Source organism: Ruegeria sp. AB9, assembly GCF_056542585.1.
In genome coordinates, this window is the sequence record NZ_JBQGAA010000002.1 from 96,440 (window position 1) to 121,249 (window position 24,810).

Sequence of the window (24,810 nt, forward strand, 5' to 3'; positions counted from 1 at the left end):
GGGCCCGCTTTGGGCCCTGTGTGCGTTTTTGGCGACCGTCTCAGCCCCTTTGGTGAGTGCTCAGCAGCTTGGTGTGCCACAAGCCAGTGTGGTCACCCTGTCCAGTGAAGAGCTGTTTACCAAGTCGGCGTTCGGACAGCGTGTTTTGCGCGAGATCGAAAAGGAAAGTGCTTTACTGGCCGAAGAAAATGAACGGATCGTGGCGGAACTGAGCCGCGAGGAAAAGGAACTCACGGAACAGCGTGCCACTCTGCCGGCCGACGAGTTTCGCCCTCTGGCCGAGGCGTTTGATCTCAAGGTTCAGTCCCATCGTGAGGGGCAAAGGGCAAAGCTGGATGTTCTGGCGCGGCGCAGCGAAGAAGCGCAACAAACCTTTTTCGAGATCGTGCGCCCGGTGCTTGTCGATCTGTTGCGAGAGTTCGGTGCCAGCGTGATGATCGAACGATCCAATGTGGTTGTCAGCACATCTGACATCACCGAGGCCGCAATCATCCGCATAAACGCGGCGATTGGTGACGGAAGCGGGTTGCAAGAGGGCCAGGGCGAATAGGTTCGCTTGCTCTTGGGGTGCTGTATTGCTAACCACGCAAAAAAAGAAACATCCAAAACGGGATATCCGCATCATGAGCTCTGAAACCAAAAGCGCCGACATTCAGCTGATCCAGAGGATCCTGCCGCACCGATATCCGTTTTTGCTGGTCGACAAGGTGGTGGATATCTCGGGCTATCAGTCGGCGCGCGGTATCAAGAATGTCACCATGAACGAGCCGCATTTTCAGGGGCATTTCCCAGGAACACCGATCATGCCGGGCGTCACGATTGTTGAGGCAATGGCACAGACCGCCGGCGTGATGCTGGGCGTTGGGATGGATGTCATCGACACCGAGCTGCTGATTTACTTCATGAGCATCGACAAGTGCAAATTCCGCCGCAAGGTTGTGCCGGGTGATGTGTTGGAAATGCACGTTGAAACCGTACGCGGGAAAAAAGGTGGTAAGCTGTTCAAATTCAGCGGCCGCGCCACTGTTGAAGGCGAAGTGGCCGCCGAGGCGGAATTCTCGGCCTATGTCGACTGGGATATGGAAAAAACAACATGAGCGGTGTCCATCCCAGTGCAATTGTCGAAGACGGCGCACAGATCGGAGAGGACTGCATCATCGGTCCATTCTGCTTTGTCGGCGCACAGGTGAAGCTGGCTGATCGGGTCGAGTTGAAGTCGCATGTGGTTGTGACGGGTGACACGTCGATTGACGAAGATTCCGTAATCTTCAATTTTTCAGTGATTGGTGAAATCCCGCAGGATCTGAAATTCGGCGGCGAAAACACCCGTCTCGAGATCGGCAAGCGCAACCGCATTCGGGAACATGTGACGATCAATACCGGAACCGACGGCGGCGGAGGCGTCACGCGGATCGGCGACGATTGCCTGCTGATGGCTGGTGTTCACGTGGCCCATGACGTTCAGATCGGCAACCGCGTGATCATGGTCAACCATGCAGGTGCGGCAGGTCACTGTATTGTCGAAGACGATGTGATTGTCGGCGGCATCTCGGGGCTGCACCAGTGGGTGCGCGTCGGGCGCGGTGCGATCATTGGCGCGCTGACGATGGTACCCAAGGATGTTATTCCCTATGGCCTCGTACAAGCGTCGAGGGGTGAGCTGGACGGCCTGAACCTTGTGGGTCTCAAGCGCAAAGGTGTATCGCGAGAAGATATTTCGGCGCTGAGAGCTGCGTTCAAGGAACTCTCTGACGGCGACGGTACCTTTATGGATCGCGCCAGCCGGATTGGTGAGGGTAACGAAAGCGACTATGTTCAGCGCATCGTTGATTTTGTCACTGGCCACAGTGATCGATCCTTCCTGACCCCGAGGAAATAGGATCATGCTTGCGTTGATTGCGGGCACCGGGGCTTTGCCGACAGAAGTGGTCGCCCAGTTGACGGGCCGACCTCTGGTCTGTGCAATGGAGGGGTTTCTGCCCGACAATCTGACCGCGGATGTCGTGTTTCCGCTGGAACAATTGGGCAGTTTCATCGCCGATCTCAAGACGCGGGGCGTGACTGAGATTTGTCTGGCGGGTGCCGTTCAACGTCCGCCCATCGACCCATCCCGCATTGATGCAGCGACATTGCCGTTGGTTCCGATAATCCAAAAGGCCATAATGTCCGGAGACGACGGTGCTTTACGCGCCGTGATCGGTATTCTTGAGGATGCTGGTCTACACGTGCGGGCCGCGCATGAGATCGCACCCGGTTTGTTACCGCCTGTGGGCTGTCTGACCGAAGCGCAACCGTCCGAGGCCGACATGGCCGACGCCGATCGCGCCGCAGGTATTCTTCGGGCAATGGGGGCTGCAGATACGGGACAGGCTTGCGCCGTGTCCAAAAGGCAGGCGCTGGCCATCGAGGGGATTTTTGGCACTGCGTGGATGTTGCAATCCCTGACCCAACGCCCTGACGCAGGCGGAGGCATTCTGTTCAAAGGCCCCAAACCCGATCAGGACAGACGCGCTGATTTGCCCGCCATAGGGCCCGAAACCGTAACCGATGCGGTCGCGGCAGGCTTGTCCGGGATCGTTCTTGAAAAAGGCGGTGTTCTTGTTCTGGAAAAAGAGCGTGTCATCGCAGAGTGCAATCGTCTGGGATTGTTCCTTTACATCCGCGAGCGGGCGGTCTGATGCGTGTCTTTCTGGTCGCCGGTGAACCTTCGGGCGACCGGTTGGGCAGCGCGCTGATGGAGGGGTTGAAAACCCTCATACCCGATGTTGAATTCGACGGGATTGGCGGCCCGCTGATGGAGGCACAGGGTCTGGTCAGCCGGTTTCCCATGTCGGAGCTTTCGGTCATGGGGCTCGTTGAAGTTCTGCCAAAGTTTTTCCATCTCAAACGGCGGATATCTGAGACCGCGCAGGCAGTTCTGGATACGAAACCGGATGTGCTGATCACTATAGACAGCCCTGATTTCAGCTTACGTGTGGCCAAGATCGTAAAGGCTGGCAGCAAGATCCGAACCGTGCATTATGTCGCCCCCAGCGTCTGGGCCTGGCGACCGGGGCGTGCCGACAAGATGGCAAAGGTCATCGACCATGTGCTGGCGCTTCTTCCCTTTGAGCCGCCATATATGGAGCGGGCAGGGATGGAGTGCGACTTTGTCGGTCATCCTGTGGTCGGCGAACCGATTGCCTCGCCGGATGAGATCGCAGCCCTTCGGAACCGCTTCGATCTGGGGGACGCTCCGATCCTGTTGGCTTTGCCCGGGTCGCGGCGTGGTGAGATTGAACGTCTCGCGGCCTCATTCAAAGGCGCATTGCAGTTGTTTATCGATGACCACCCGAACTACCGCGTGGTGATCCCGACCGTAGGTGCGACAACCGATCTGATAAATGACTTGGTGCCGAAATGGCCCGGCGACCCCGTGGTGCTGGACCCTCGCAAAATGGGGGCAGAGCAGGCCGCAGCCGATAAACGCGCAGCCTTCGGAGCGGCAGATCTTGCGCTGGCGGCTTCGGGCACGGTTTCGCTGGAACTTGCGGCGCAAAACACGCCAATGGTCATTGCGTACAAACTCAACTGGCTGACACAGATAATGGCGGAACGGATGGTCAAGCTGGACACCGTTACACTGGTCAATCTGGTCTCGGAAACACGCGCCGTGCCGGAATGCCTGCTAGATGATTGTCAGCCTCAAAAGATCGCCGGTGCCTTACGAAGTGTGGCCCACGCACCTGACGCACAGCAGCAAGCCATGACCCTGACCATGGACCGGTTAGGGCGGGGTGGCGAAGCACCTGGCTTGCGCGCGGCTCGGGCCGTGTTGAACAGAATGCAGTCAGGCAATGCTTGATCACGCGCTGTTTGCAGTTTCTTCCGGGATCGCGATGGTCTCGACCAATCTTGACAATCTGGCCGTCTTGTTGGGCTTGATCCTGGTGATGGAGCAGCGTCGCGCTATCCTGGGCTTTGCGGTCGCTCAGGCAATCGTTCTGTCCTTAGCCATGACCGTGGCAGTGGGCCTGAATCAAAGTGGTCTTCCGTTTTGGATCGGCTATCTTGGAATTGTCCCACTGGTGTTTGGCTTGCGCGGTATCTGGCAGCAATTTCGCAAGACGGAATCCGAAGACGCAGAGGCAAAAGGCGCCGTGACCTCTGTTGTGACTCTTTTCCTGAGCCTCTCGATCGATAGCTTCGCCGTTATGACGCCTCTGCTTGCGGATTCGGCTCCGTCTTATCGGGTTGCAGCGTTGGTTGGCGCTGTCATTGCGGCCGCCGGTCTGGTTGCGGTCGCAGCATGGGGTGCGCCACGTGCCAAAAGCCTTGGCCCGCGCGTCGCCCGGTTGGATCGGATTGCCCCATACATCATGGTCTGCGTCGGGCTCTATATTCTCTTCAACTCACCCACCGATATCATTTGACAGGCAGTGGAAGCACTGTGTCTCGCATATGTGATCTCTACACAGCTGTTGCAGCGATACGGGTTCGAGGTATCTTGAACCAAAAAAGGAGCTTTCATCATGACCCGTATTCCTCCTTTGTCGGATCAGGAAATGACAGTCGACGCGCGCGCATCCCATGCGGCATTGGGTGCCTATGGTCCGTTTGACAACTGGGCCCGCGTGGCAGCTTATTGCCCGCCGGTTCTGGATCATGTCACGGGAATGCTGACAACCCTGCGAGAACAGGGGAACCTGCCGCGCCGTGCGCTGGAGTTGGCCATGGTGACCGTATCGAAACTGAATGCCTGTGACTATTGCGTCTCGCATCACACACCGCTGCTGACGGTGGCCGGCCTGAGCGCGGAAGGAGCCGCGCGCCTGCCAGATGTCGAAGGTCACCCGGAACTGGACGCCTGTGACAAGGCTGTCGTGCGCTATGCCGAAGCCGTGACGACCCGGTCGGGCCGCATGCGTGACGCCGAAGTGGCGGACCTGCGGGAGTGGTTCACAGATGCTCAGATCGTCGAACTGACCTGGCGCATCGCCTTGTGCGGTGCGTTCAACCGGTTCAACGATGCGTTGCAGATTCAGATTGAATCCGAGGTTGAGCCGGTTTCGGCTTAATATCCACGCCAGATCCAGCCGCCACCAAAAATGCGGCTGCCTTCACCCGCGTAGAACACGCAGGCCTGACCCGGAGAGATGCCTTCCTCGGGTGTCAGCAGCTCAACCTCGGCAGTGGTATCCGACAGCGGCCGAACGATTGCCTCACGCGGGGGGCGGGTCGAACGGACTTTGACTGACAGATGCCATTCGTCGCGCGAGGTAAACGGTTCATCGCCCAGCCAGTTGATCTCACGCACCGGAACGACGCGTGTTGCAAGCATCTCTTTTGGGCCGACAACGACCTGCTTCTTATCAACATCCAGTTTCACGACGTAAAGAGGCTCGCTCAGGCCGCCAATGCCCAGACCCCGACGCTGACCTATCGTGTAATGGATAACGCCTTCGTGCTGGGCCAGGACACGACCATCGGCGTGCACGATCTCGCCCGGTTCGGCCGCTCCGGGGCGCAGTTTTTCAATCACGCTCGCGTAGTTGCCATCTGGAACGAAACAGATGTCCTGACTGTCAGGTTTGTCCGCAACCGCCAAACCGTATTGCGCCGCCATTTCACGGGTTGCATCTTTCGACGGCAGATGGCCCAGTGGAAAGCGCAGGAACTCCAGTTGCTCGGGAGTGGTCGAAAACAGGAAATAGGACTGATCGCGATTGACGTCCTCAGCGCTGTGCAACTCCGGGCCGTTGGAACCCATCTTACGCTGTATGTAATGGCCGGTGGCCATACAGTCTGCCTCAAGATCCTTGGCGGTTTCCAGAAGGTCCTTGAATTTCACACGCTCATTGCACCGAATGCAGGGGACGGGCGTTGCGCCCGCCAGATAGCTATCCGCGAATTCGTCAATCACGGCGTCCTTGAAGATGTTCTCGTAGTCCAGAACGTAGTGTGGAAAACCACGCTCTTCAGCCACGCGACGCGCGTCATGAATGTCGATCCCGGCACAACAGGCACCTTTCTTGGCCAGCGCCGCGCCATGATCGTAAAGCTGCAGGGTTACCCCCACCACGTCATAACCCTGATCAGCCAGATAAGCCGCGACAACGGAACTGTCGACGCCACCCGACATCGCCACGACGACCCGCGTTTCCGAGGGCGGTTTGGCAAAGCCAAGCGAGTTCAGCGGTGTCTCGGTATCGAAGGCCATGACGATTCCAGTGCGGGTTAAGAAAGACCGGCAGAATATAGGAAAATTCTACACACTCTCAAGGGGCGGTTTCACGCGACCTTAAGTAGGCTGGTGTCAGCTTTGGTGCAGCAAGAAGGGTAAAGCGATGTATTTGCACAAAGTTGAAGGGCCAAGGTCTGTCGCACTGCCGGATGGATCAATTTTGACGCACGCCGATTTGCCACCCGCGAACACGCGGCGATGGGTGGTTTCACGCAAGATTCTGGTCGTGCGTGGAGTGCTTTACGGATTGATCAGTCTGTCCGATGCAAAAAAGAAATACGGCATCAGCGACGAAGAGTTCAACGGGTGGGTGTCTCTGGTCGCGGAACACGGTGTCGAGGCATTAAAAGCGACGGCGCTAAAAAAGTATCGACAACCTAAGGGAGAGTGTGAATAAATAATTCAACGGTAACGTCAGATTAACCAATCTTGGTCAGGTTTAATTTTAATTGGAATTATTGACCCGAATTGGAGCAGTGAAAAATGCGCATACTTCTTGTCGAGGATGATCCGACCACGTCCAAAAGCATCGAACTGATGCTGACGCATGCGAACCTGAACGTCTATGCAACGGATCTTGGCGAAGAAGGAATCGATCTGGCGAAACTCTATGATTACGATCTTATCTTGCTGGATCTGAACCTGCCGGACATGAACGGTCATGAGGTGCTGCGCCAGTTGCGGATCGCCAGGGTGGAAACGCCAATCCTTATCCTGTCTGGTGCCGATGATACGGACAGCAAGATCAAGGGCTTCGGATTCGGTGCGGATGATTATCTGACCAAGCCCTTCCACCGCGAAGAATTGGTGGCGCGTATTCACGCCATTATCCGCCGTTCCAAAGGGCATTCACAATCTATCATTCACACCGGGCGCGTGGCGGTGAATCTGGATGCGAAAACCGTGGAAGTGGATGGCAAGACGGTGCATCTGACCGGCAAGGAATATCAGATGCTGGAATTACTCAGCTTGCGTAAGGGTACGACCCTCACAAAAGAGATGTTCCTGAATCACCTTTACGGCGGCATGGACGAACCCGAACTGAAGATCATAGACGTGTTCATCTGCAAACTGCGCAAAAAGCTTAGCAACGCGACAGGCGGTGAGAATTATATCGAAACCGTCTGGGGGCGCGGCTATGTGCTGCGCGACCCGCAAAGCAACACTCTGGACGAAACACGGATGGCTGTCGGGCTCTGATTTGAACCTCCCGTGCCGCCGGTGGTCCAGGGCGGCACTTTGCACTCACGGCTCAGCACGTCTGGACCTGGCCATGGCCTCGCCCTATCACTGAGGTCCAAGAACGCGTGACAGGGCGAGGCCATGAGCAACTCCATTTCTATATCAGAGCTGACAGAAAATGAGGCGCGTGCCGAGCTGGCGCGTCTGGCCGAAGAGTTGTCGAAAGCAAATGAGCTGTATCACGCGGCAGACGCGCCGGACATGTCGGATGCGGACTATGATTCTCTCAAACGCCGCAATGCTGAAATAGAAGCCCGCTTCCCACATCTGAAACGAATGGACAGCCCGTCGGATCAAGTGGGTGCGAAGCCTGCTGACGGTTTTACGAAAATCACGCACGCCGTGCGCATGATGTCGTTAGGCAATGCCTTCGACGATGAGGACGTGGTAGATTTCGACAGATCGATCCGGAAATATCTGGGCCTTGACGCCGGAGAAAAGCTTGCCTTTACAGCCGAACCCAAGATTGACGGCCTGTCCCTGTCTTTGCGGTATGAAAACGGCCACCTTGTTCAGGCTGCGACGCGTGGAGATGGTGAAGTCGGTGAGAATGTAACGGCCAATGCCCGCACGGTGTCCGATATTCCGCAACAGCTGAAGAACGCGCCCGACATCTTGGAGGTCAGGGGTGAGGTTTACATGTCTCACGCCGATTTCGAGGCATTGAATGCGCGGCAAGCCGAGCGAGGTGGCAAGGCCTTTGCCAACCCGCGCAACGCCGCGGCTGGATCCTTGCGGCAATTGGATTCAGAAATCACGCGCTCCCGCCCGTTGCGCTTTTTCGCTTACGCCTGGGGAGAGGTTTCAAACCCATTGGCCGACTCGCAGATGGCGGCGATTAAGCGGCTGAATTCGCTTGGGTTTTCAACCAATTCTCTGACCCGTCTGTGCGAAACGACCCGAGATTTGCTGGAGCATTACCGGGAAATTGAAGCCCAACGTTCCACCTTGGGATATGACATCGATGGGGTTGTCTATAAGGTGAATGATCTGTCGCTTCAGGCGCGTTTGGGGTTCCGGTCAACAACACCGCGATGGGCGATTGCACATAAATTTCCAGCAGAGTTGGCCTGGACGAGGTTAGAGGCGATCGACATTCAGGTCGGTCGCACCGGCGCACTCAGCCCCGTAGCGCGTTTGCACCCGGTGACAGTGGGCGGCGTTGTGGTGTCCAATGCCACATTGCATAACGAAGATTATATCGCCGGGCGCGATGCCAAAGGCGGCACGATCCGCGAAGGCAAAGACATTCGTGTCGGCGACTGGGTTCAGGTTTATCGCGCAGGTGACGTGATCCCGAAAGTTGCGGATGTCGATCTGGCAAAACGCTCGGCTGATGCCGGGCCTTATGTCTTTCCAACCCAATGTCCGGAATGCCAGAGTGAAGCAATCCGCGAAGAAGGGGACGCTGTGCGTCGTTGCACCGGCGGGTTGATTTGTCCGGCGCAGGCTGTCGAAAAATTGAAACATTTCGTCTCTCGCAAGGCGTTTGACATAGAAGGTCTGGGCGCAAAGCAGATCGAGATGTTCTATGATGATCCGGTCCTGCCGATTAATACTCCTGCGGATATCTTCACATTGGAACAGCGTGACAAAGGAAATCTGGCGCGATTGAAGAACCGGGATGGGTGGGGGGAGACCTCGGCCGGAAACCTGTTTGCCGCAATAGACGAAAAGCGAACCATTCCGTTTGCGCGCCTGTTGTTTGCCTTGGGCATTCGACATGTGGGGGAGGTCGGTGCGCGTGATCTCGCGCTGTATTACCGCGATTGGGATGCCATGGCGCAGGCACTGGACACTGCACGCCCCGCAGCTTTGGCTCAGCGGCAAGCGGATGAAGCGGAAGATGCCGAACGGGCGGCCGCGCTGACCGAAGGCCGCCGAGCACGTGTCAAGGAAGTTCGGGATGCGGCCATCTCCGCGGCTCTTGTTGCGGTCGATGCCAATGCAGCCTGGGCTGAACTGATCGGAATCGACGGGATCGGCGCAACGCTTGGCCTTTCTCTGTCAGACGCGTTTTCGAATGTTGAAGAGAGACGCGCCTTCGACACATTGCGAAACGAATTGACAATCATCGCGCCAGATGCGCCCGCATCAGACAGCCCCGTGGCGGGCAAGACGGTCGTGTTTACCGGGACCTTGGAAAAGATGACCCGCGCCGAGGCCAAGGCACGGGCAGAGGCGTTGGGCGCGAAAGTGTCGGGCTCAGTCAGCAAGAAAACCGATATTCTGGTCGCTGGCCCCGGAGCCGGATCGAAAGCAAAAAAGGCGGCAGAGCTGGGCATCGAAACTCTGGATGAGGATGGCTGGCTGCAGCTGATCGAAGGCGCATGAGCGGGAGGCCCGAGCAGCTCTTCCCTCTTTTTGCGGGTCTGGAGACACTGGACGGTGTTGGCCCAAAAACTGCGCAGGTCATGGCGCAAACTGGCGTGGAAAGTCCACGTGACGTATTGTTTAGTTTGCCATACGCAGTGGTTGATCGGCGTAGGCGCGACACGATTCAAGGCGCTGATCTGCCCGCCACATTGACCGTTGAAGTGACTGTTGGCGCACACAGGCCGCCGCGCAACAAAGGTGGGGCCTACCGCGTGCATGTCGAAGACAATCAGACCGATTTCCAGCTGGTTTTCTTTCATGCGCGCGGGGACTACCTGAAGAAAATGTTGCCTCAGGGATCACGCCGGGTGGTTTCGGGCAAGCTGGAACTGTTCGACGGTATGGCTCAGATGGTGCATCCGGATCATATGCTACCGGTCGAACAGGCCAGTGAGATCCCGGAATTCGAACCTGTCTACCATCTGACACAAGGGTTGACCCAGAAAACGGCATTCAAGGCCAGCCGCAGCGCATTGACCCGGGCACCGCAGCTTGAGGAATGGATCGACCCCGCGCAGGTGGTGCAGCAAAACTGGCCGGATTGGGCCACGGCCATCCGTGCCGGTCACAATCCTCAAGGCGCAGATGACGTCGCGCCGTTTTCGCCTGCGCGACAGCGTTTGGCTTATGACGAGCTTTTCGCACATCAGGTGACGCTGGCACTGGCACGGCAGCGGGAACGGAAATCTCGTGGTGTCGTCAGCGTTGGAACAGGAGCGCTGCAATCGAAAGTGCTAGCCAGCCTTCCTTACCGCCCGACCGGAGCTCAAAGCCGAGCAATCGAGGAAATCTCGGCCGATATGGCGTCCGAATCCCGCATGAATCGGCTGCTGCAGGGCGATGTGGGGGCGGGTAAAACCTTGGTGGCCTTCATGGCATTGCTGGTCGCGGTTGAGGCCGGCGGGCAGGGTGTGATGATGGCCCCGACTGAGATACTCGCGCGCCAACATCTTGAGGGGCTGCGTCCGTTAGCGGAAGAGGCCGGGGTTGTTCTGGAACTGCTCACTGGGCGCGACAAGGGTGCAGAACGCCGCGCCAAGCTTGAGGCTCTGAAACAGGGTAATATTCATATTCTGGTCGGCACCCATGCGGTGTTTCAAAGTGATGTTGAATTTAAGGCGTTGCGATTAGCCATCGTCGACGAACAGCACCGGTTTGGTGTTCGGCAACGGATGGAGCTGTCGGAAAAAGGGCAGGGTGCGGATGTGTTGGTGATGACCGCCACACCGATTCCACGCAGTCTGGCGCTGGCGCAATATGGCGATATGGATGTTTCAGTGCTGGACGAAAAGCCGCCGGGGCGCAAACCGATCAAGACAGCAATTGTCAGCACGCAGCGCATGGATGAGGTCGTGTCGCATCTGCGTCGCGCGATTGGAGAGGGACGGCAGTGCTATTGGGTCTGCCCTCTGGTTGACGAATCCGAGGTCTCGGATCTGACGGCTGCTGAAGAACGTTTCAAACGCTTGCGTGCCATTTTGGGCGAAGGTGTCGTCGGGCTTGTTCATGGACAGATGCCGCCCGCCGACAAAGACGCGGCCATGTCCGCATTTCAGAACGGTGACACCAAGGTTCTGGTCGCCACGACTGTCATTGAAGTTGGGGTAAATGTGCCCAACGCTACGATCATGGTCATTGAACGGGCCGAGATTTTTGGGTTGGCGCAATTGCATCAATTGCGCGGTCGTGTGGGGCGCGGTGACGCGGAATCGACGTGTTTGCTGATGTACCAATCGCCGCTCAGCGAAGGGGGCCGTAAGCGGTTGGAGGTTCTGCGCGAAACGGAGGATGGCTTCCGCATCTCCGAAACCGACCTTGAAATGCGGGGGGCGGGGGATCTGATCGGAACCGCGCAGTCTGGCCTGCCAAAGTTCCATATTGCCGATCTGGAGCGTCAGGCAGGATTGATGGCTGTGGCCCAGTCTGATGCCCGGACGTTATTGAATGCGGACCCCAAGCTGATCTCAGACCGGGGTCGCGCAGTGCGCGTTCTTTTGTGGTTGATGAAACAGGATCAGGCGATCCGTTTGATTTCAGTGGGTTAGACGGGCAGTTCCAAAAAGTTCACAAATGTTCTCAAAAAGTTCTTTACCGACTCGGGTAAATATGAGAACAAAAGGTCAACAAAGGATTAAAACTCTGCCCGGAGGTGACCCTATGCTGACCCAGATCAAGACCGTATTCAGCCGTTCGCAATCGACCATCCTGCAGGATGCGGTGGGTGTGATGTCTCTGGTCGTGATGCTGATGGTCGCCCTTCACCTTCCGGTTGGATTCTAAGCCTTTCTGCCTGCGATCTCGTGCCGAAAATACCGCGCTGTCATCCCCATTTCAGTCAAGGGTGACCTACCTGTCCCAAACCCCTTGAAGGGCCACGCCTCGGCCCTGTGCGGTAATCCGGACCCCACGCGAGACACGCAATACCTGCCGCCGCCCTTTCGCCCGGAAGGTGCGGCGGTTTTTTTACAACTGTCCGGTTTTGAAAATCTCAAGCATCGCAGACAGAACAGAATTGACTGCGACCGAGGCCAGGATCATCCCCATGATACGGCTGATGATCGCCGCCCCCGAGTGCCCAATCAGACGAATGATCGGTTCCGCCAGCAGCATAAGAACAAAGGCAACCATCAGCACCGACAGCATGACCAAGGCGGTGATCCCCTGATCTGCTGCACTGTATCGATGGTTATCCGTCAGGATCACGACCGCCAGCATCGCGCCGGGTGACGCCAAAGAAGGTACGGCGAGAGGAAATATCGCGGGGTTCTGCTTATGATACTTGTCTTCCTGATCCTCTTCGGCCTGACGTTGTTCGATATCCTGTTTGCTTTCGCCAAAGATCATCGTCAGCGCAAACAGAAACAGGATGATGCCGCCTGCGACCTGAAATGAATTCAGACCGATATCCAGCGCCTCGATCAGCAATTGCCCAAACACGAGGAAGAACAAAAGGACACCAGCGCTTATTATCGAAGCCAACAAAGCTGTTTTGCGACGGGCGGCGGCCTCAAGTCCCGCAGTGACGGCTATGAAAACAGGAATAGTGCCAATCGGGTCAATGACGACCCAAAGAGTCACAAAGTGCTCAAGAAGATTATTCAAACCCATCCCTCCAAAAATCTGAGCAGAGGGTAAACGGGTTTATGTCAAATTGCCAAGATCAGGCACAATGCGCCTGTTCCGCCTGTGCCATGGCTTCGGCGGTGGCATCCAGCGCCAGCAGGATTGAAGCGTGCCGGTTTTTATAGTCCCGCGCGGGTATGAGGACTTCGAGGCCGTCGAACGGTGCATCAGGGGCTGGGCCATCCTTTTTCAACATGGCAGCCAGTTGATCGCGCGCGGCTTCGACCTGCGCACGCGTGGCGCCAATGATGGCGTCTCCTACCACCGAAGCGGACGCCTGACCCAGCGCACAGGCTTTCACGTCCTGCCCAAAGGCAATGACCCGGCCGTCCTGAACCTTCACATCAACCGTTACGGTCGAGCCGCACAGCGGCGAACGTTTCTTGACAGTTGCATCGGGATCTTCCAGCCGGTCCAGGTGCGGAATGTCTGCCGCCAGCGCCAGAATGCGCCCGGAATACAGCTTAATCAGGTCGTTCTCGCCGCTCATGGCTTTCCCTCGTCGTGTGTTCCTCATACATAGTGGCCAGCCCACCGGATGCAAAAGGTTTTTGTCATGTCTGATCCCGCCGCGTTTGACCCATTGACTTTGAAGTATAACGACGCTGGGTTGATTCCGGCGATCGCGCAGGATGATACATCAGGCGAGGTTCTGATGATGGCCTGGATGAATGTCCAGGCCATTGAAAAGACACTGGAAACGGGCAGGGTGACCTATTGGTCGCGCTCGCGTCAGTCCTTCTGGATCAAGGGCGAGACTTCGGGTCACGTGCAGGAACTGGTGGATTTTCGGATCGATTGTGACCGCGATTGCCTGTTGGTACTGGTGCGTCAAACCGGTGCGGCCTGTCACACCAACCGCCGGACGTGTTTTTATACGGCGGTACGGGACGGGGACGAGACCGAACTGATGGCCCCGATCGGCTAAGGGCACAAAGTCAAAGCCCAACCATCCGCCGAATGTCTGTCGGGCTGGCGCCTTCGGCCCGATATTTTGAGATCGCACGTGCGTCGTCGCGTTTAGCCAGTCGTTTGCCCGTGTCATCACGGATCAGATCGTGGTGGAGGTACTCGGGCGTAGGCAGGTCCAACAGCGCCTGAAGCAGAACATGAATGCAGGTGGCTTCGAAAAGATCCCGACCACGGATCACCCGAGTGATCCCTTGCGCTGCGTCGTCTAGTACAACGGACAAATGGTAGGACGTACCCATGTCGCGGCGGGCCAGAACAACATCGCCGATTGTTGCTTCCATCTCGGTTGGTGTGAAAGTGATAGTGCCTGTTTCGCCGCCGGGACCTGAACCAAGTTCAGAGAATTGAAATCTGGCCGGATCGCGGATGGCCTGGCACGCCTTGGCAATGTCCAATCTCAACGCCTCGTTTCGTGGGCGAGGTTGTTGAATTAAATCATTGGAGTCAAATGATTTACGACATGTTCCGGGATAGATTATTCCATCTGGCCCAAGCAATGGCGCGCCTTCTTGAGGCGCGCTTGCGGCGGCAGCGATGTCTTTGCGATTACAGGTGCAGGGGTATAACAAGCCCCGGATCCACAACCGATCCAACACCTGTTCATAAACACTCATACGGTCCGATTGACGCATCACCGGTTCCGGCCAAACCAATCCCAACCAATTGAGATCATCATAGATCTGATCCTCCCATACCTGACGCGAGCGGGACTGATCGATATCTTCGATCCGAAGTAAGAACTGACCATCTTCGAAACGGGCCATGTCGCTGGCGATTATTGCTGAATATGCATGCCCGATGTGAAGTGGACCGGTTGGGGATGGCGCGAAGCGCGTTTTAAAAGTCACGCTTTTTCTATTACATACACGTCAGAGTTAAGGTTGATGCCGGGCAGGTGCGGCCCGTGTTCGCGAAATAGCAAACGTGCCGCCCCCATGTCGACCCAATCCGTCAGGCGGCAGGTAAATTTGTGATCTGCCAACGCGTGATCATTCAAGGAAAACGCCAGAAGCCCACCCTTGGGCAAGGCGTGCATCAATACGTCGAATGTCTCGGGCGGCGCCGCGCCCTGACCGATGACACCGATTGCCGTGATCACCGAATACGCGCCACGCTTGAGCGGGGCCGGCTGGGTAATGTCAAATCCGATCAGGGTTCGATAAACACCCTTGGCCTCTGCCTCTTCCAGCATTTTGGGGGTTGGATCCATGCCATCGATGATCTCAAATCCCGCTGCGCGCAGGGCCAGCCCGGAAAGTCCGGTTCCGCATCCGTAATCCAGTATCGGCGTTTGGGGTTGAGGATGGATTTGCCACAAAGCTGCCGCCACCCGACCGGGCGTGACATATCCATGTTCCGCGACCTCTTCGTCGTAGGATGCGGCCCAGTTCTGATAGTGCGATTCAGTGTCTTGGGGTGTGTCGAGGGTGTAGGTGCTGTTCAGAAACTTGTCGCTCATCCCAATATGCTAGGCCGAGGATATATCTCACGTCCAGTCAGCAATGCTCTAACCATGTGTTCCATTCTGCCTTGGCACGGTCGGTATAAGCCTTGTAGCGGTCTTTCCGACCCCGCCGTCCGCCCTTTAAGCCGTCTACAGGGCGGAACAGGCCGAAGTTCACATTCATCGGCTGAAAAGTCTTGGCCTCGGCCCCGCCGGTAATGTGATGGATAAGAGCGCCCATTGCGCTGTCCTGCGGTATTTCCGGCAATTCGCGCCCCAGTAGTTCAGCAGCCGCCAGACGACCGGCCAGCAACCCCATCGCGGCACTTTCAACATAGCCTTCGACGCCCGTGATCTGCCCTGCAAATCGTATGTTGGGCTTGGATTTCAACCGCATCTGCGCATCAAGCAGAGTGGGTGAGTTAATGAATGTGTTGCGGTGAATGCCGCCCAGACGGGCAAAGCTGGCGTTCTCCAGGCCGGGGATCATACGGAACACGTCAGTTTGGGCGCCGTACTTCATCTTGGTCTGGAACCCCACGATATTGAACAATGTGCCCAATGCGTTATCGCGCCGAAGCTGAACCACGGCATAAGGCTTAACGTCAGGCGCATGGGGGTTGGTCAGCCCAACTGGTTTCATTGGACCGAAACGCAGAGTCTCGCGCCCCCGTTCCGCCATGACCTCAATAGGAAGACAGCCATCAAAATAGCCTGCGGTCTCACCTTCGTGGAACTCGGTCTTGTCCGCAGCCAAAAGCGCGTCGATGAACGCTTCGTATTGATCGCGGTCCATCGGGCAGTTCAGATATGCCGTGCGTTCTTCCTCGGTCTCACCTTTGTCATACCGAGACTGCATCCACGCCTTGCTCATGTCGATGCTCTCGGCGTAGACGATGGGCGCGATTGCATCGAAAAAGGCCAGTGCGTCTGAACCCGTCTCGGATCGGATTGCTTCTCCCAGTGCAGGTGAAGTCAATGGACCGGTGGCAAAGATCCACTGTCCATCATCGGGAAGGGTGGTCACTTCTTCGTCGGTTACAGTTACGCGGGGATGCGCACGGAGTTTTGCGGTGACATCTTCGGCAAAGGGATCGCGGTCTACGGCTAGCGCACCACCGGCCGGCAGGCGATGCGCATCGGCAGTGGTCATGATCAACCCATTGGCGGCCCGCATTTCCCAATGCAGCAAGCCCACTGCGTTTTGCTCATCGTCATCGGATCGGAACGAGTTCGAACACACCATTTCAGCCAGGTTGCCGGTTTGATGCGCAAAGGTTGCCACGGTGGGACGCATTTCGTGAATCACCACGTCGACGCCCATTTCAGCGGCTTGCCAGGCAGCTTCGGACCCGGCCATACCACCGCCAACGATATGCAAAACTTGTGTCATGCGCAGCCACATAGGACACAGCGCACACGTGCGCAACTGCTGTGTTTCACGCTACTGCTTTAGTGGAAGGGTCTTGGGGTCGCCGCTGCGGGAATGTCAGCGCTGGTGAGAGAGACCAGCTGGAGGGACCTTCCGCCCACGGCGACCCAAAAGTGTGTTGAGGCCTCAGCCTCGTCCCAGCTTTGCCACAGAGTTGCCCTTTTGAAAAGTGCAAAAATGAAAACAGTGGCAAAAAATGTGCAAAACAATTGCGTCATTGGGTCCAATTCGGGGGGCGTTTTTCAATGAAGGCGGAAATGCCTTCTTCCGTATCCCGGTACAACATATTCTGTGCCATTGCGTCCCCGGTATAGGCATAGGCCTGATCCAAAGGCATTTGCAGCTGTTGATAGAACGCTTCCTTACCGATCTTTACAGCCACGCCAAGCTTGGATGCGACCAGTTCCGCCAGCCCGTTGGTTTCATGCTCCAGCAGCATCTCGGGAACGACGCGATTTACCAGCCCCAATTCGGCGGCGCGTTCAGCTGATATGAATTCACCGGTGGTCAGCATCTCAAATGCTTGCTTTCTGGGGATATTTCGGCTGAGCGCCACCATGGGCGTGGAACAAAACAGACCGATGTTGACCCCGTTGACGCCAAACCGAGTGCCTTCCGCAGCAACGGCCATGTCGCAGGTCGCAACCAATTGACACCCGGCGGCTGTGGCAATGCCACGGACTTGTGCAATGACCGGTTGGGGGAGGGACTGGATGGACATCATCATACGGGCGCAGCGGGAAAAAAGATCTTGGAAGTATGCCTTGCCGCCATCTTCAGACTGACGTCCGGCAGTCATTTGCTTCAGATCATGCCCGGCGCAAAACGCCTTTCCGGCCCCAGACAGGACCACCGCCCGGATCGTATTGTCCTCACAAAGCGCGTCAAACTGCGACTGCAGTGCTGCCAGCATCTCGTCACTTAACGCGTTCAGCCGGTCCGGGGCGTTCATTGTCAGTCGTGCAACAGCGCCAGTGTCGTTACGTTCCAGAATTGCCATCTTGCCCTCCGATCCCAAGTTGGGCCAACTCTAGGTCGGTATGATCAGGAGGGGAAGTATGGCATTGGCAATGAACCGGGACGAACTGTCACAATACCTCAAAGAGGTGTTCCCCCAGGTGCACAAGGATTTCGTAGTCGAGGATTTGACTGAGAATACGATCACTATGCGCCTTGTGGTTCAAGACCAGCACCTGCGCCCCGGAGGTACAGTGTCGGGGCCTTCTATGTTCGGGCTGGCTGATGTCTGTGTGTACGCGATGATTTTGGCACGTAAGGGCCGTCAATCCTTGGCCGTTACGACCAACAGTTCCCTGGATTTCCTGCGCAAACCGGAAGGCGGCACAGACATGATTGCGACCTGCCGCTTGTTGAAGCTGGGCAAAACGCTCGCGGTCGGGGATGTGCTTTTATTCTCGGACGGAGGGGATGTTCCTGTCGCGCGGGCAACAATGACATATTCCTTGCCGCCGGCAGGGTCTGCTGCTGCGAAATTCGGGTAAAAAAGGCCGGGGACAGACCCCGGCCCAGGAAGAGGTCCCAATAATTGGGACTGGGGATCAGTTAAGGGCGCCAGAAATAGCGTTTTACTTCCCTGCCTGCCTCGTGTCGGGTTAGCCCGACATCCTGCAGCAAACGGTCATCCAGATAGCCCAGATTGATGCGGCTGCGGCGACGGCGTTCCCATTGAGTGACTGCCGCCGCAAACCGCACGGCCAGAGCAGCGAGCAGAGGCAGCCGTGGGCTGTCGTTCAGCAGCAGAAGGGCGGGGGTGTGCATTGTGCGTGTCATCTCAGAAATCCTTTCACATTGTATTGACACAAAACAGTGTTAGCTGGTACATATGCTTGATACATTCAAGATTGTGTCAAACGCAAAGGAAGAATTGTAATGGATACAATTTGGCCAGACGTTCTGCCCAAATCCAAGGGTCCGAAATACACACTGGTTGCTGATGCAATACGAAAAGCCATTGATAACAAGTCACTGGAGGTCGGCGCTAAGCTTCCTCCGGTCCGGGAACTTGCGTATCGGTTACAAATTACACCTGGTACAGTTGCGCGTGCCTATACCATCCTGACCGATGAAGGACTGCTCCAAGCAGAAGTTGGGCGTGGTACATTTGTAGCTCCGCCAAAATCACCGATTCTGGACGATGTTTGGGCCAGACAGCTTTATTTAAGAGACGACAAGTACAACGCCAATGTCAGCCTGTTCAGCCCGCGCTTGCCGGATGCCGGGCAGGTCGCGCTTATCCGGGAATGCCTGCAAAAGGTGTCGCAAGCTGATCCGGGTCTTTTTCTGAATTACCCCACGCGGGACGCTTACAAACCCATGAGACAATCAGTTGTGGACTGGTTGTCAGATTTGCCATTGGGCCCGCTGACCCATGATGACATCGTCTTGACCCATGGCGGGCAAAACGGGTTGTGCCTTGTGTTTCAGACCATCCTGCGCGGACCGAAACCGATTGTGTTGGTCGAAGACCTCTCTTACGCCGGGTTTCGTCGTGCCGGGGAACTGATGCGCGCCGAAGTCATTGGCATCAAAATGGACAAATGGGGCATTGATCCAGCGTCCATGGAACATGTTTTGCGTCATACCGATGCTCAAGCCATATGCGTTTCGCCAGAGGTTCAAAATCCCACCGGAGTTCACACGCCACTGGAACGTCGGAAAGAGGTTGTGGACGTCGCCCGTCGCTTCGATCTGCAAATCATAGAAGACGATTGCTATCGCATGGGGGAGGCGCGTGAACCCAGTTATCGCGCCCTTGCTCCGGAACGGGGTTGGCACGTGTCGTCTATTTCAAAAATCCTCACGCCGGCATTGCGTGTCGGTTTTGCCATCGCACCAAAAGACCGCAGCGTCGATCTGCGTCGATCGGCGGAATACGGTTACTTTGGTCTTGCCCAACCGTTGGCCGAGCTCACACGGTTGCTGCTGTCGGATCCACGGACCCGCCAGATTGCCCAGGATGTGCGTAAACGGATGGGGGACTATGTTCGGATCGCCGTCAATGCACTGGGTGGGTTTGATCTGAACTGGGCTCCGGATGTGCCCTTTGTCTGGCTGAACCTGCCGTCAGGCTGGCGTTCCGCCGCGTTTAGCCGTGCGGCGGAACGGGAAGGTATTCAAATCAGATCGGCGGATGAGTTTGCATTGCGAGACGGGCGGGCGCCCAACGCCGTCCGCATCGCCATGAATGGCCATGTGTCATTGGAACGTTTCGAAGACGCAATGCTGAGGTTGCGCGCTTTGCTGGACAATCCGCCAGAGCAGATCAGCGTCTAGCACTCAGGCCAGCGGGGCCGGGTCTCCAAAAAAACCGGCCAGATGAACAATTCTACCATCTTCACCTAAACGAACGAAATCATGCCCGGCCACCATGACCGCTCCGTCAGGTGCCACCATATGCCACGTAAAATGAACGACATCGTGGTGCGAGACCGGGCTGCTGGTAATATCAACACGCCCGTTCGAGCTTTCAAGAATCTCTCCGATGTGGGTGTTTAAATGCTCTCGCCCCGAAACATCCGCTGTTGGATCTACATACCGCCCGTTTTCCGCAAAACACCGTCGTAACAGATCCCGCCGTTTTTCTGCGGATTTTTCCTGCCAAGCGGCACCGTAGTTTTCAATTGTTTGCATCAAATCCTGCATGCGACTCTCCGGGGTTGGACACGATCAATTTCAAAACAATGTACCAGAGTGCTGAATTTGGAGCGATTTCCGTATTGAATGATTGGGGTAAAATAATACCTATTTTACAACCCATTGTTTTTGCTGCTCTTATTTAGTATTAGGTCGCTTGACGTGGCAATCGTGGGTGTCTAGATACGCATCCATCGAATTCGGGCCGCTCCGCTGGGGCGGTCTTTCACATCAAACAGGACTATCCTGCCATGAAAACCTTTTCTGCAACACCTGCAGACATCGACAAGAAATGGATCCTGATCGACGCCGAGGGCGTTGTTCTGGGCCGTCTTGCCTCGATCGTCGCCATGCGCCTGCGTGGCAAGCACAAAGCGTCGTTCACCCCGAACATGGACATGGGCGACAATGTCATCGTGATCAACGCTGACAAAATCCAGATGACCGGCAAGAAGCGCGAAGAGAACTTCTACTGGCACACTGGCCACCCGGGCGGCATCAAGTCGCGCACCAAGCAGCAGATCCTCGAGGGTGCACACCCCGAGCGCGTCGTGACCCAGGCGGTCAAGCGCATGCTGCCGGGCAACCGTCTGGCGCGCCAGCAGATGACCAACCTGCGTGTTTATGCCGGTGCCGAGCACCCGCACGAAGCCCAGGCCCCCGAAGTTCTGGACGTTAAGTCCATGAACAAGAAAAACACCCGGAGCTAATGACCGATGGCTGATCAGATCAATACTCTCGAAGAGCTGAGCGCCGTCGCAGGCGTTGAAACCGTGGCCGAAGAAGTCATCGTGCGTGAACCCGTACGTGACGAGCTGGGCCGCTCTTACGCCACTGGCAAGCGTAAAGACGCTGTTGCCCGCGTTTGGATCAAGCCGGGTTCCGGCAAGGTCACCGTGAACGGCAAAGACCAGGACAAGTATTTCGCGCGTCCCGTTCTGCAGCTGATCCTGCGCCAGCCATTCCAGGTTGCCGGTGTCGAAGGTGAGTTCGACGTAGTTGCAACCGTCAAAGGCGGTGGCCTGACCGGTCAGGCCGGTGCGGTCAAGCACGGCATCTCGAAAGCGCTGCAACTGTACGATCCCAACCTGCGTGGCGCTCTGAAAGCCGCCGGCTTCCTGACCCGCGACAGCCGCGTTGTGGAACGTAAGAAATTCGGTAAGCGTAAAGCCCGCCGTTCGTTCCAGTTTTCGAAGCGTTAATTCGCTGGGAATACCCAAACGGAAAGGGCCCGCAATTGCGGGCCCTTTTGCTTTGTTTTGCTGGTGAACTTATTCTTCGTAAACAAGTTTCCACGCCCTGTTTTCAACGACATTGACGAAAACAGTATCCGCCCCCTGATGATCGTCCGGGCCGTAAGTAATGTGATTGCCGACCAGGTCATCCTGATAATCCAGAGACTCCATCGCTTCGATAAAGCTGTCATGTGTCAGGTCAGGGCCTGCCGCCTCCAGTGCTTTGACCATCATTTCGGCAGAGGAATAGCCCAGCATGGCAAACCCGACCGGATCTTCTCCCGTGGCCGCTCTGTATTCCTCGATAAACGCCGCCGGGGCAGGCTGATCCGCCCGCGCCCAAAGGTCCTGCCATGAGGCCGCCGCATAGAACCCATCGGTCACCCCGCCGGGAACCTGCGCCACGACGGTCAGGAAACTGGCTGAGGTGCCAAGGAATTTCATATCTGTCAGGCCCATCTTCTTGGCAGTGCCAACAACCGTAATTGCCTGCCGCACCCCAAGCGCCATGGTGACGATATCACACCCTTCTTCCTTGAGTTTACTGAGCGATCCGACGAAATCAGTTTCATCCGGCTTGTGAGTTGTCTCAGATCCGAAGCCAATCCCGGCCTCTTCAGCTCCGGCCTTGCTGCCTTCAAGTATTTCCTCACCAAAATCTGTTGGCAGATACATGGTGCAAACCGTTTTTGATCCAAACTCACCGGCCAGATAGTTCACACCGACGCGCGCCTGATCGTAGTAGGTCGAGAAGGACGTGAACTTGTTCCGCAGCGGCTCCTGCAGCATCTGACGCGCAGCGGTCAAAGGCGCAACGTTGGGAATACCTTTGGGATCCAACAGTTTAAACCCTGCCATGTTCATCGGCGTGCCAAGGGATTGCAGCATGGCGAATACCTTGTCGCGGTTCAGCAACTTGTTATAGCCCTGCATTGCTCGCGGCATCTGGTATCCGTTGTCTTCAACCACATAGCGAATTTTGCGCCCGTGCACGCCACCGGCTTCGTTCACCCGGTCGAAAACCACGTTCGCGCCCTTGGTTGCCGGAACGCCCACTGCGGCAAAGATGCCGCTCAGGTCATTGACGGAACCAATGACAATCTCATCATCCGTGACGCCCTGTGTCTGCGCCCAACCGATGCTCGCCGAAGCGGTCAGCGCCGTTGCCGCGGCCAGCCGCATGAGTGACTTCTTCATCTCTCTCCTCCCGAAAATTCTTTGGCTAAGTGTACATGTCTTCAATCAGATGTCCGTGTTTCTTTTCGACCAGGCCGCGTTTCAGCTTCATCGTCGCGGTGAGTTCGTCGTCCTCGGCCGTCAACAGAACGTTGATCAGGCGGAAGTCCTTGATCTGTTCAACCCTCGCGAATTCCGCGTTGACGGTATTGATTTCGGAACCGATCAGGTTCCTGACTTCGGACGCGGCGCAAAGTGAAGCAAAGTTCGAAAACGGAATCTTTCTGTCCTGCGCGAATTTCTCGACGTTTTCCTGATCGATCATGATCAGTGCCGTAAGGTATTTACGCTTGTCACCGATGATGACAGCATCCGAGATGTAATGGCTGAATTTCAACCGGCTCTCGATCTCGGCTGGGGTGATGTTCTTACCGCCAGCGGTGATGATGATGTCTTTCATCCTTCCGGTGATGGTGACAAATCCGTCTTTGTCGATATGTCCCATATCACCGGTTCGCAGCCAGCCATCGGCAGTGAAACTTTCCGCCGTCTTTGTGTTGTCGCGCCAATAGCCCTGAAAGATATTCATGCCTTTCAGCTGGATTTCACCCTCATCCGAGATGCGGATATCGCACCCCTGGACGACCTTTCCGATCGTTCCGATTTTATTGCTCTCAACAGTGTTGAGCGTTGCAAGGCCAGACGTTTCGGTCATCCCAAAGCCTTCCACGATCGGCACACCGATGGCCCAGTACCATTTCAACAGGTCGGTCGAGATAGGGGCGGCGCCCGTTCCGCCCCGGCGCAGTTTGTCCATGCCCAGCATTCGGCGCAGGTTTTTCAAAACCAGCTTGTCCCAGAACCAGAATTGGGCCGCTATTCCAGCAGGGACGCGTTTAGCGGCACTTACGTATTCGGCCCGGCGCGCGCCGGTTTTCAATGCCAGGCCAAATGCCTTCCGCCCCAAAGGTGTCGCGTCCTGCGTCAGGATTTGCACATAGGCATAGATCTTTTCCCAGACTCTCGGCACAGCCGTGAAGGTCGAGGGCGAGACCTCTTGCAGGTTCTCAAAGACAGTTTCGGGGCTTTCGGCGAAATTCACAGTGCAGCGCGCAGCCAGAGGAAAATAAACCGACACATCGCGCTCCAGAATATGGCAGAGCGGCAGGAAACACAGCTGTTCGTCACTGGACTGCGTTGGCAATGCCCACGCACCGGCCTCGATGCCGGCCAGGATATTCTCATGGCTTAACATCGCGCCTTTGGGCCGACCTGTTGTGCCAGAAGTGTAAACCAGCAAAGCTGTGTCCTGTGGTTTGGCCAGTGCTATTTCCGCTTCGAAACGTCCGGGATCCTCATCCTCGACCTGCTGGCCCAGAGCATAAAGCTCGTCGATCATCATGCAGCGTGGGTGGTTCAGGTCCTGCAGACCTTCGTCCTCCAAAATGATCACCTTGATCAGATCGGGGACTTCATTTTCGACCTCCAGAAACTTGTCCAGATGCTCTTCATCCTCGACGATCAGGAATTTGCTGCCGCTGTCATTGATCAGGTATTCTAGCTGATTGGCGGAGTCCGTGGTGTAAACGCCCGAGGCGATGCCGCCGACGCATTGAATACCCATATCGAACCACATCCACTCCTTGCGGTCTTCGGAGAGGATCGAAACCACGTCACCACGTTCCAAGCCTAACTTTCGTAGGGCGAGCCCGATCCACTTTGCGTGTCGCCAATAGTCGGCCCAAGAATAGGATTTCCAGATGCCAAGATCCTTTTCCCGATGAGCCGTGCGTTCGCCAAGTTCTGTACAACGAGCTTGAAATAACGCGCTGATGGTGGTGCATCCATCCACCCGCAGTGGGCGCTGCCCGGGTGTTGCATTCAGTTCAACACCGTTGATCTTGATTTGTGGGGGCAGGGGCGTAGCGTCCAT

The 24,810-nt window shown here is 56.4% G+C and carries 28 protein-coding genes; 17 read left to right on the forward strand and 11 right to left on the reverse strand.

Features of this window, described 5'->3' with window-relative positions; translation table 11 throughout:
- The first annotated feature begins 52 nt into the window (after window positions 1–52).
- The 7 genes from ACR0K5_RS06275 to ACR0K5_RS06305 all read left to right on the forward strand — a co-directional run bounded on the left by ACR0K5_RS06275 (window position 53) and on the right by ACR0K5_RS06305 (window position 5,057).
- A complete protein-coding gene (locus ACR0K5_RS06275; RefSeq protein WP_480628858.1) occupies window positions 53–550 on the forward strand; it encodes an OmpH family outer membrane protein in 498 nt (165 codons plus the stop codon).
- A gap of 73 nt (window positions 551–623) precedes the next feature.
- Window positions 624–1,097, forward strand: coding sequence for a 3-hydroxyacyl-ACP dehydratase FabZ (gene fabZ, locus ACR0K5_RS06280; protein ID WP_480628859.1), 474 nt, complete (start codon window positions 624–626; stop codon window positions 1,095–1,097).
- Window positions 1,094–1,879: an acyl-ACP--UDP-N-acetylglucosamine O-acyltransferase gene (gene lpxA, locus ACR0K5_RS06285; RefSeq protein ID WP_480628860.1), complete on the forward strand. Its 786-nt coding sequence runs from the start codon at window positions 1,094–1,096 to the stop codon at window positions 1,877–1,879. Before fabZ ends, lpxA begins: the two co-directional genes overlap by 4 nt.
- 4 nt (window positions 1,880–1,883) lie before the next feature.
- Window positions 1,884–2,678, forward strand: coding sequence for an LpxI family protein (locus ACR0K5_RS06290; protein WP_480628861.1), 795 nt, complete (start codon window positions 1,884–1,886; stop codon window positions 2,676–2,678).
- Window positions 2,678–3,844, forward strand: coding sequence for a lipid-A-disaccharide synthase (gene lpxB / locus ACR0K5_RS06295; protein WP_480628862.1), 1,167 nt, complete (start codon window positions 2,678–2,680; stop codon window positions 3,842–3,844). The genes ACR0K5_RS06290 and lpxB overlap by 1 nt, the downstream gene beginning before the upstream one ends.
- Window positions 3,837–4,412, forward strand: coding sequence for a hypothetical protein (locus ACR0K5_RS06300; protein ID WP_480628863.1), 576 nt, complete (start codon window positions 3,837–3,839; stop codon window positions 4,410–4,412). The genes lpxB and ACR0K5_RS06300 overlap by 8 nt, the downstream gene beginning before the upstream one ends.
- A 99-nt stretch (window positions 4,413–4,511) precedes the next feature.
- Entirely contained in the window at window positions 4,512–5,057 is a 546-nt protein-coding gene (locus ACR0K5_RS06305; protein WP_480628864.1) for a carboxymuconolactone decarboxylase family protein, read from the forward strand.
- Here ACR0K5_RS06305 and mnmA read toward each other — a convergent pair.
- Window positions 5,054–6,199 carry a tRNA 2-thiouridine(34) synthase MnmA gene (gene mnmA, locus ACR0K5_RS06310; protein ID WP_480628865.1) on the reverse strand — a complete coding sequence of 382 codons (1,146 nt, stop codon included), beginning with the start codon at window positions 6,197–6,199 and terminating at the stop codon, window positions 5,054–5,056. The genes ACR0K5_RS06305 and mnmA overlap by 4 nt on opposite strands.
- A 127-nt stretch (window positions 6,200–6,326) precedes the next feature.
- Between mnmA and sciP the strand changes: the two genes are divergently transcribed.
- The 5 genes from sciP (at window position 6,327) to ACR0K5_RS06335 (ending at window position 12,121) form a co-directional block, all read left to right on the forward strand.
- Window positions 6,327–6,620: a CtrA inhibitor SciP gene (sciP, locus tag ACR0K5_RS06315; protein ID WP_480628866.1), complete on the forward strand. Its 294-nt coding sequence runs from the start codon at window positions 6,327–6,329 to the stop codon at window positions 6,618–6,620.
- An 86-nt stretch (window positions 6,621–6,706) separates the two neighbouring features.
- Entirely contained in the window at window positions 6,707–7,423 is a 717-nt protein-coding gene (gene ctrA, locus ACR0K5_RS06320; protein ID WP_267364745.1) for a response regulator transcription factor CtrA, read from the forward strand.
- Between the two features lie 123 nt (window positions 7,424–7,546).
- Window positions 7,547–9,799, forward strand: a complete 2,253-nt coding sequence (ligA, locus tag ACR0K5_RS06325) for an NAD-dependent DNA ligase LigA (protein ID WP_480628867.1) — start codon at window positions 7,547–7,549, stop codon at window positions 9,797–9,799.
- Window positions 9,796–11,886: an ATP-dependent DNA helicase RecG gene (recG, locus tag ACR0K5_RS06330; RefSeq protein WP_480628868.1), complete on the forward strand. Its 2,091-nt coding sequence runs from the start codon at window positions 9,796–9,798 to the stop codon at window positions 11,884–11,886. The genes ligA and recG overlap by 4 nt, the downstream gene beginning before the upstream one ends.
- 112 nt (window positions 11,887–11,998) lie before the next feature.
- Entirely contained in the window at window positions 11,999–12,121 is a 123-nt protein-coding gene (locus ACR0K5_RS06335) for a hypothetical protein (protein WP_280922462.1), read from the forward strand.
- A gap of 183 nt (window positions 12,122–12,304) precedes the next feature.
- On the opposite strand, the gene ACR0K5_RS06340 is transcribed toward ACR0K5_RS06335, so the two are convergent.
- A complete protein-coding gene (locus ACR0K5_RS06340; protein WP_480628869.1) occupies window positions 12,305–12,943 on the reverse strand; it encodes a MarC family protein in 639 nt (212 codons plus the stop codon).
- A 58-nt stretch (window positions 12,944–13,001) separates the two neighbouring features.
- Window positions 13,002–13,454 carry an iron-sulfur cluster assembly scaffold protein gene (locus ACR0K5_RS06345; RefSeq protein ID WP_480628870.1) on the reverse strand — a complete coding sequence of 151 codons (453 nt, stop codon included), beginning with the start codon at window positions 13,452–13,454 and terminating at the stop codon, window positions 13,002–13,004.
- A 48-nt stretch (window positions 13,455–13,502) separates the two neighbouring features.
- Between ACR0K5_RS06345 and hisI the strand changes: the two genes are divergently transcribed.
- Entirely contained in the window at window positions 13,503–13,892 is a 390-nt protein-coding gene (hisI, locus tag ACR0K5_RS06350; RefSeq protein WP_480628871.1) for a phosphoribosyl-AMP cyclohydrolase, read from the forward strand.
- 10 nt (window positions 13,893–13,902) lie between these two features.
- Here the strand turns inward: hisI and gluQRS are convergent, their stop codons facing one another.
- From gluQRS to ACR0K5_RS06370, 4 genes are all read right to left on the reverse strand, one after another.
- Window positions 13,903–14,784, reverse strand: a complete 882-nt coding sequence (gene gluQRS / locus ACR0K5_RS06355) for a tRNA glutamyl-Q(34) synthetase GluQRS (protein ID WP_480628872.1) — start codon at window positions 14,782–14,784, stop codon at window positions 13,903–13,905.
- Window positions 14,781–15,395 (reverse strand): class I SAM-dependent DNA methyltransferase, encoded by a 615-nt coding sequence (locus ACR0K5_RS06360; protein WP_480628873.1) that lies wholly within the window; start codon window positions 15,393–15,395, stop codon window positions 14,781–14,783. The genes gluQRS and ACR0K5_RS06360 overlap by 4 nt, the downstream gene beginning before the upstream one ends.
- A gap of 37 nt (window positions 15,396–15,432) precedes the next feature.
- Window positions 15,433–16,773: a methylenetetrahydrofolate--tRNA-(uracil(54)-C(5))-methyltransferase (FADH(2)-oxidizing) TrmFO gene (gene trmFO / locus ACR0K5_RS06365; protein WP_480628874.1), complete on the reverse strand. Its 1,341-nt coding sequence runs from the start codon at window positions 16,771–16,773 to the stop codon at window positions 15,433–15,435.
- 253 nt (window positions 16,774–17,026) lie between these two features.
- The gene (locus tag ACR0K5_RS06370) at window positions 17,027–17,812 is read right to left on the reverse strand and encodes an enoyl-CoA hydratase (RefSeq protein WP_480628875.1); all 786 of its coding nucleotides are present in this window, start codon (window positions 17,810–17,812) and stop codon (window positions 17,027–17,029) included.
- A 58-nt stretch (window positions 17,813–17,870) separates the two neighbouring features.
- On the opposite strand from ACR0K5_RS06370, the gene ACR0K5_RS06375 reads away from it, so the two are divergent.
- On the forward strand, window positions 17,871–18,314 hold the full coding sequence (locus ACR0K5_RS06375; protein WP_480628876.1) for a PaaI family thioesterase: 444 nt from the start codon (window positions 17,871–17,873) through the stop codon (window positions 18,312–18,314).
- 61 nt (window positions 18,315–18,375) lie between these two features.
- On the opposite strand, the gene ACR0K5_RS06380 is transcribed toward ACR0K5_RS06375, so the two are convergent.
- Window positions 18,376–18,603, reverse strand: coding sequence for a DUF1127 domain-containing protein (locus ACR0K5_RS06380; RefSeq protein ID WP_480628877.1), 228 nt, complete (start codon window positions 18,601–18,603; stop codon window positions 18,376–18,378).
- Between the two features lie 99 nt (window positions 18,604–18,702).
- On the opposite strand from ACR0K5_RS06380, the gene ACR0K5_RS06385 reads away from it, so the two are divergent.
- Entirely contained in the window at window positions 18,703–20,106 is a 1,404-nt protein-coding gene (locus ACR0K5_RS06385) for an aminotransferase-like domain-containing protein (protein ID WP_480628878.1), read from the forward strand.
- A 3-nt stretch (window positions 20,107–20,109) separates the two neighbouring features.
- Here ACR0K5_RS06385 and ACR0K5_RS06390 read toward each other — a convergent pair whose 3' ends face one another.
- The gene (locus ACR0K5_RS06390) at window positions 20,110–20,475 is read right to left on the reverse strand and encodes a nuclear transport factor 2 family protein (protein WP_480628879.1); all 366 of its coding nucleotides are present in this window, start codon (window positions 20,473–20,475) and stop codon (window positions 20,110–20,112) included.
- A gap of 242 nt (window positions 20,476–20,717) precedes the next feature.
- On the opposite strand from ACR0K5_RS06390, the gene rplM reads away from it, so the two are divergent.
- Together rplM and rpsI are read left to right on the forward strand one after the other, a co-directional pair.
- The gene (rplM, locus tag ACR0K5_RS06395) at window positions 20,718–21,176 is read left to right on the forward strand and encodes a 50S ribosomal protein L13 (RefSeq protein WP_039536983.1); all 459 of its coding nucleotides are present in this window, start codon (window positions 20,718–20,720) and stop codon (window positions 21,174–21,176) included.
- A gap of 6 nt (window positions 21,177–21,182) precedes the next feature.
- Window positions 21,183–21,668 (forward strand): 30S ribosomal protein S9, encoded by a 486-nt coding sequence (rpsI, locus tag ACR0K5_RS06400; protein ID WP_171090107.1) that lies wholly within the window; start codon window positions 21,183–21,185, stop codon window positions 21,666–21,668.
- A 69-nt stretch (window positions 21,669–21,737) separates the two neighbouring features.
- Here rpsI and ACR0K5_RS06405 read toward each other — a convergent pair whose 3' ends face one another.
- A complete protein-coding gene (locus ACR0K5_RS06405; protein ID WP_480628880.1) occupies window positions 21,738–22,898 on the reverse strand; it encodes an ABC transporter substrate-binding protein in 1,161 nt (386 codons plus the stop codon).
- A gap of 25 nt (window positions 22,899–22,923) precedes the next feature.
- Window positions 22,924–24,810, reverse strand: coding sequence for an AMP-dependent synthetase/ligase (locus ACR0K5_RS06410; RefSeq protein WP_480628881.1), 1,887 nt, complete (start codon window positions 24,808–24,810; stop codon window positions 22,924–22,926).

What these genes read in the sequence shown, in the direction of transcription:
- ACR0K5_RS06375 (WP_480628876.1), top strand. Translation starts at nt 17,871, where the DNA reads ATGGCATTGGCAATGAACCGGGACGAACTGTCACAATACCTCAAAGAG.
- ligA (WP_480628867.1), top strand. Translation starts at nt 7,547, where the DNA reads ATGAGCAACTCCATTTCTATATCAGAGCTGACAGAAAATGAGGCGCGT.
- ACR0K5_RS06290 (WP_480628861.1), top strand. Translation starts at nt 1,884, where the DNA reads ATGCTTGCGTTGATTGCGGGCACCGGGGCTTTGCCGACAGAAGTGGTC.
- sciP (WP_480628866.1), top strand. Translation starts at nt 6,327, where the DNA reads ATGTATTTGCACAAAGTTGAAGGGCCAAGGTCTGTCGCACTGCCGGAT.
- ACR0K5_RS06405 (WP_480628880.1), bottom strand. Translation starts at nt 22,898, where the DNA reads ATGAAGAAGTCACTCATGCGGCTGGCCGCGGCAACGGCGCTGACCGCT.
- lpxA (WP_480628860.1), top strand. Translation starts at nt 1,094, where the DNA reads ATGAGCGGTGTCCATCCCAGTGCAATTGTCGAAGACGGCGCACAGATC.
- mnmA (WP_480628865.1), bottom strand. Translation starts at nt 6,199, where the DNA reads ATGGCCTTCGATACCGAGACACCGCTGAACTCGCTTGGCTTTGCCAAA.
- ACR0K5_RS06410 (WP_480628881.1), bottom strand. Translation starts at nt 24,810, where the DNA reads ATGGACGCTACGCCCCTGCCCCCACAAATCAAGATCAACGGTGTTGAA.
- ACR0K5_RS06390 (WP_480628879.1), bottom strand. Translation starts at nt 20,475, where the DNA reads ATGCAGGATTTGATGCAAACAATTGAAAACTACGGTGCCGCTTGGCAG.
- ACR0K5_RS06335 (WP_280922462.1), top strand. Translation starts at nt 11,999, where the DNA reads ATGCTGACCCAGATCAAGACCGTATTCAGCCGTTCGCAATCGACCATC.
- lpxB (WP_480628862.1), top strand. Translation starts at nt 2,678, where the DNA reads ATGCGTGTCTTTCTGGTCGCCGGTGAACCTTCGGGCGACCGGTTGGGC.
- ctrA (WP_267364745.1), top strand. Translation starts at nt 6,707, where the DNA reads ATGCGCATACTTCTTGTCGAGGATGATCCGACCACGTCCAAAAGCATC.
- trmFO (WP_480628874.1), bottom strand. Translation starts at nt 16,773, where the DNA reads ATGACACAAGTTTTGCATATCGTTGGCGGTGGTATGGCCGGGTCCGAA.
- ACR0K5_RS06300 (WP_480628863.1), top strand. Translation starts at nt 3,837, where the DNA reads ATGCTTGATCACGCGCTGTTTGCAGTTTCTTCCGGGATCGCGATGGTC.
- ACR0K5_RS06380 (WP_480628877.1), bottom strand. Translation starts at nt 18,603, where the DNA reads ATGACACGCACAATGCACACCCCCGCCCTTCTGCTGCTGAACGACAGC.
- rpsI (WP_171090107.1), top strand. Translation starts at nt 21,183, where the DNA reads ATGGCTGATCAGATCAATACTCTCGAAGAGCTGAGCGCCGTCGCAGGC.
- ACR0K5_RS06385 (WP_480628878.1), top strand. Translation starts at nt 18,703, where the DNA reads ATGGATACAATTTGGCCAGACGTTCTGCCCAAATCCAAGGGTCCGAAA.
- recG (WP_480628868.1), top strand. Translation starts at nt 9,796, where the DNA reads ATGAGCGGGAGGCCCGAGCAGCTCTTCCCTCTTTTTGCGGGTCTGGAG.
- ACR0K5_RS06360 (WP_480628873.1), bottom strand. Translation starts at nt 15,395, where the DNA reads ATGAGCGACAAGTTTCTGAACAGCACCTACACCCTCGACACACCCCAA.
- fabZ (WP_480628859.1), top strand. Translation starts at nt 624, where the DNA reads ATGAGCTCTGAAACCAAAAGCGCCGACATTCAGCTGATCCAGAGGATC.
- ACR0K5_RS06305 (WP_480628864.1), top strand. Translation starts at nt 4,512, where the DNA reads ATGACCCGTATTCCTCCTTTGTCGGATCAGGAAATGACAGTCGACGCG.
- ACR0K5_RS06370 (WP_480628875.1), bottom strand. Translation starts at nt 17,812, where the DNA reads ATGGCAATTCTGGAACGTAACGACACTGGCGCTGTTGCACGACTGACA.
- hisI (WP_480628871.1), top strand. Translation starts at nt 13,503, where the DNA reads ATGCAAAAGGTTTTTGTCATGTCTGATCCCGCCGCGTTTGACCCATTG.
- ACR0K5_RS06345 (WP_480628870.1), bottom strand. Translation starts at nt 13,454, where the DNA reads ATGAGCGGCGAGAACGACCTGATTAAGCTGTATTCCGGGCGCATTCTG.
- rplM (WP_039536983.1), top strand. Translation starts at nt 20,718, where the DNA reads ATGAAAACCTTTTCTGCAACACCTGCAGACATCGACAAGAAATGGATC.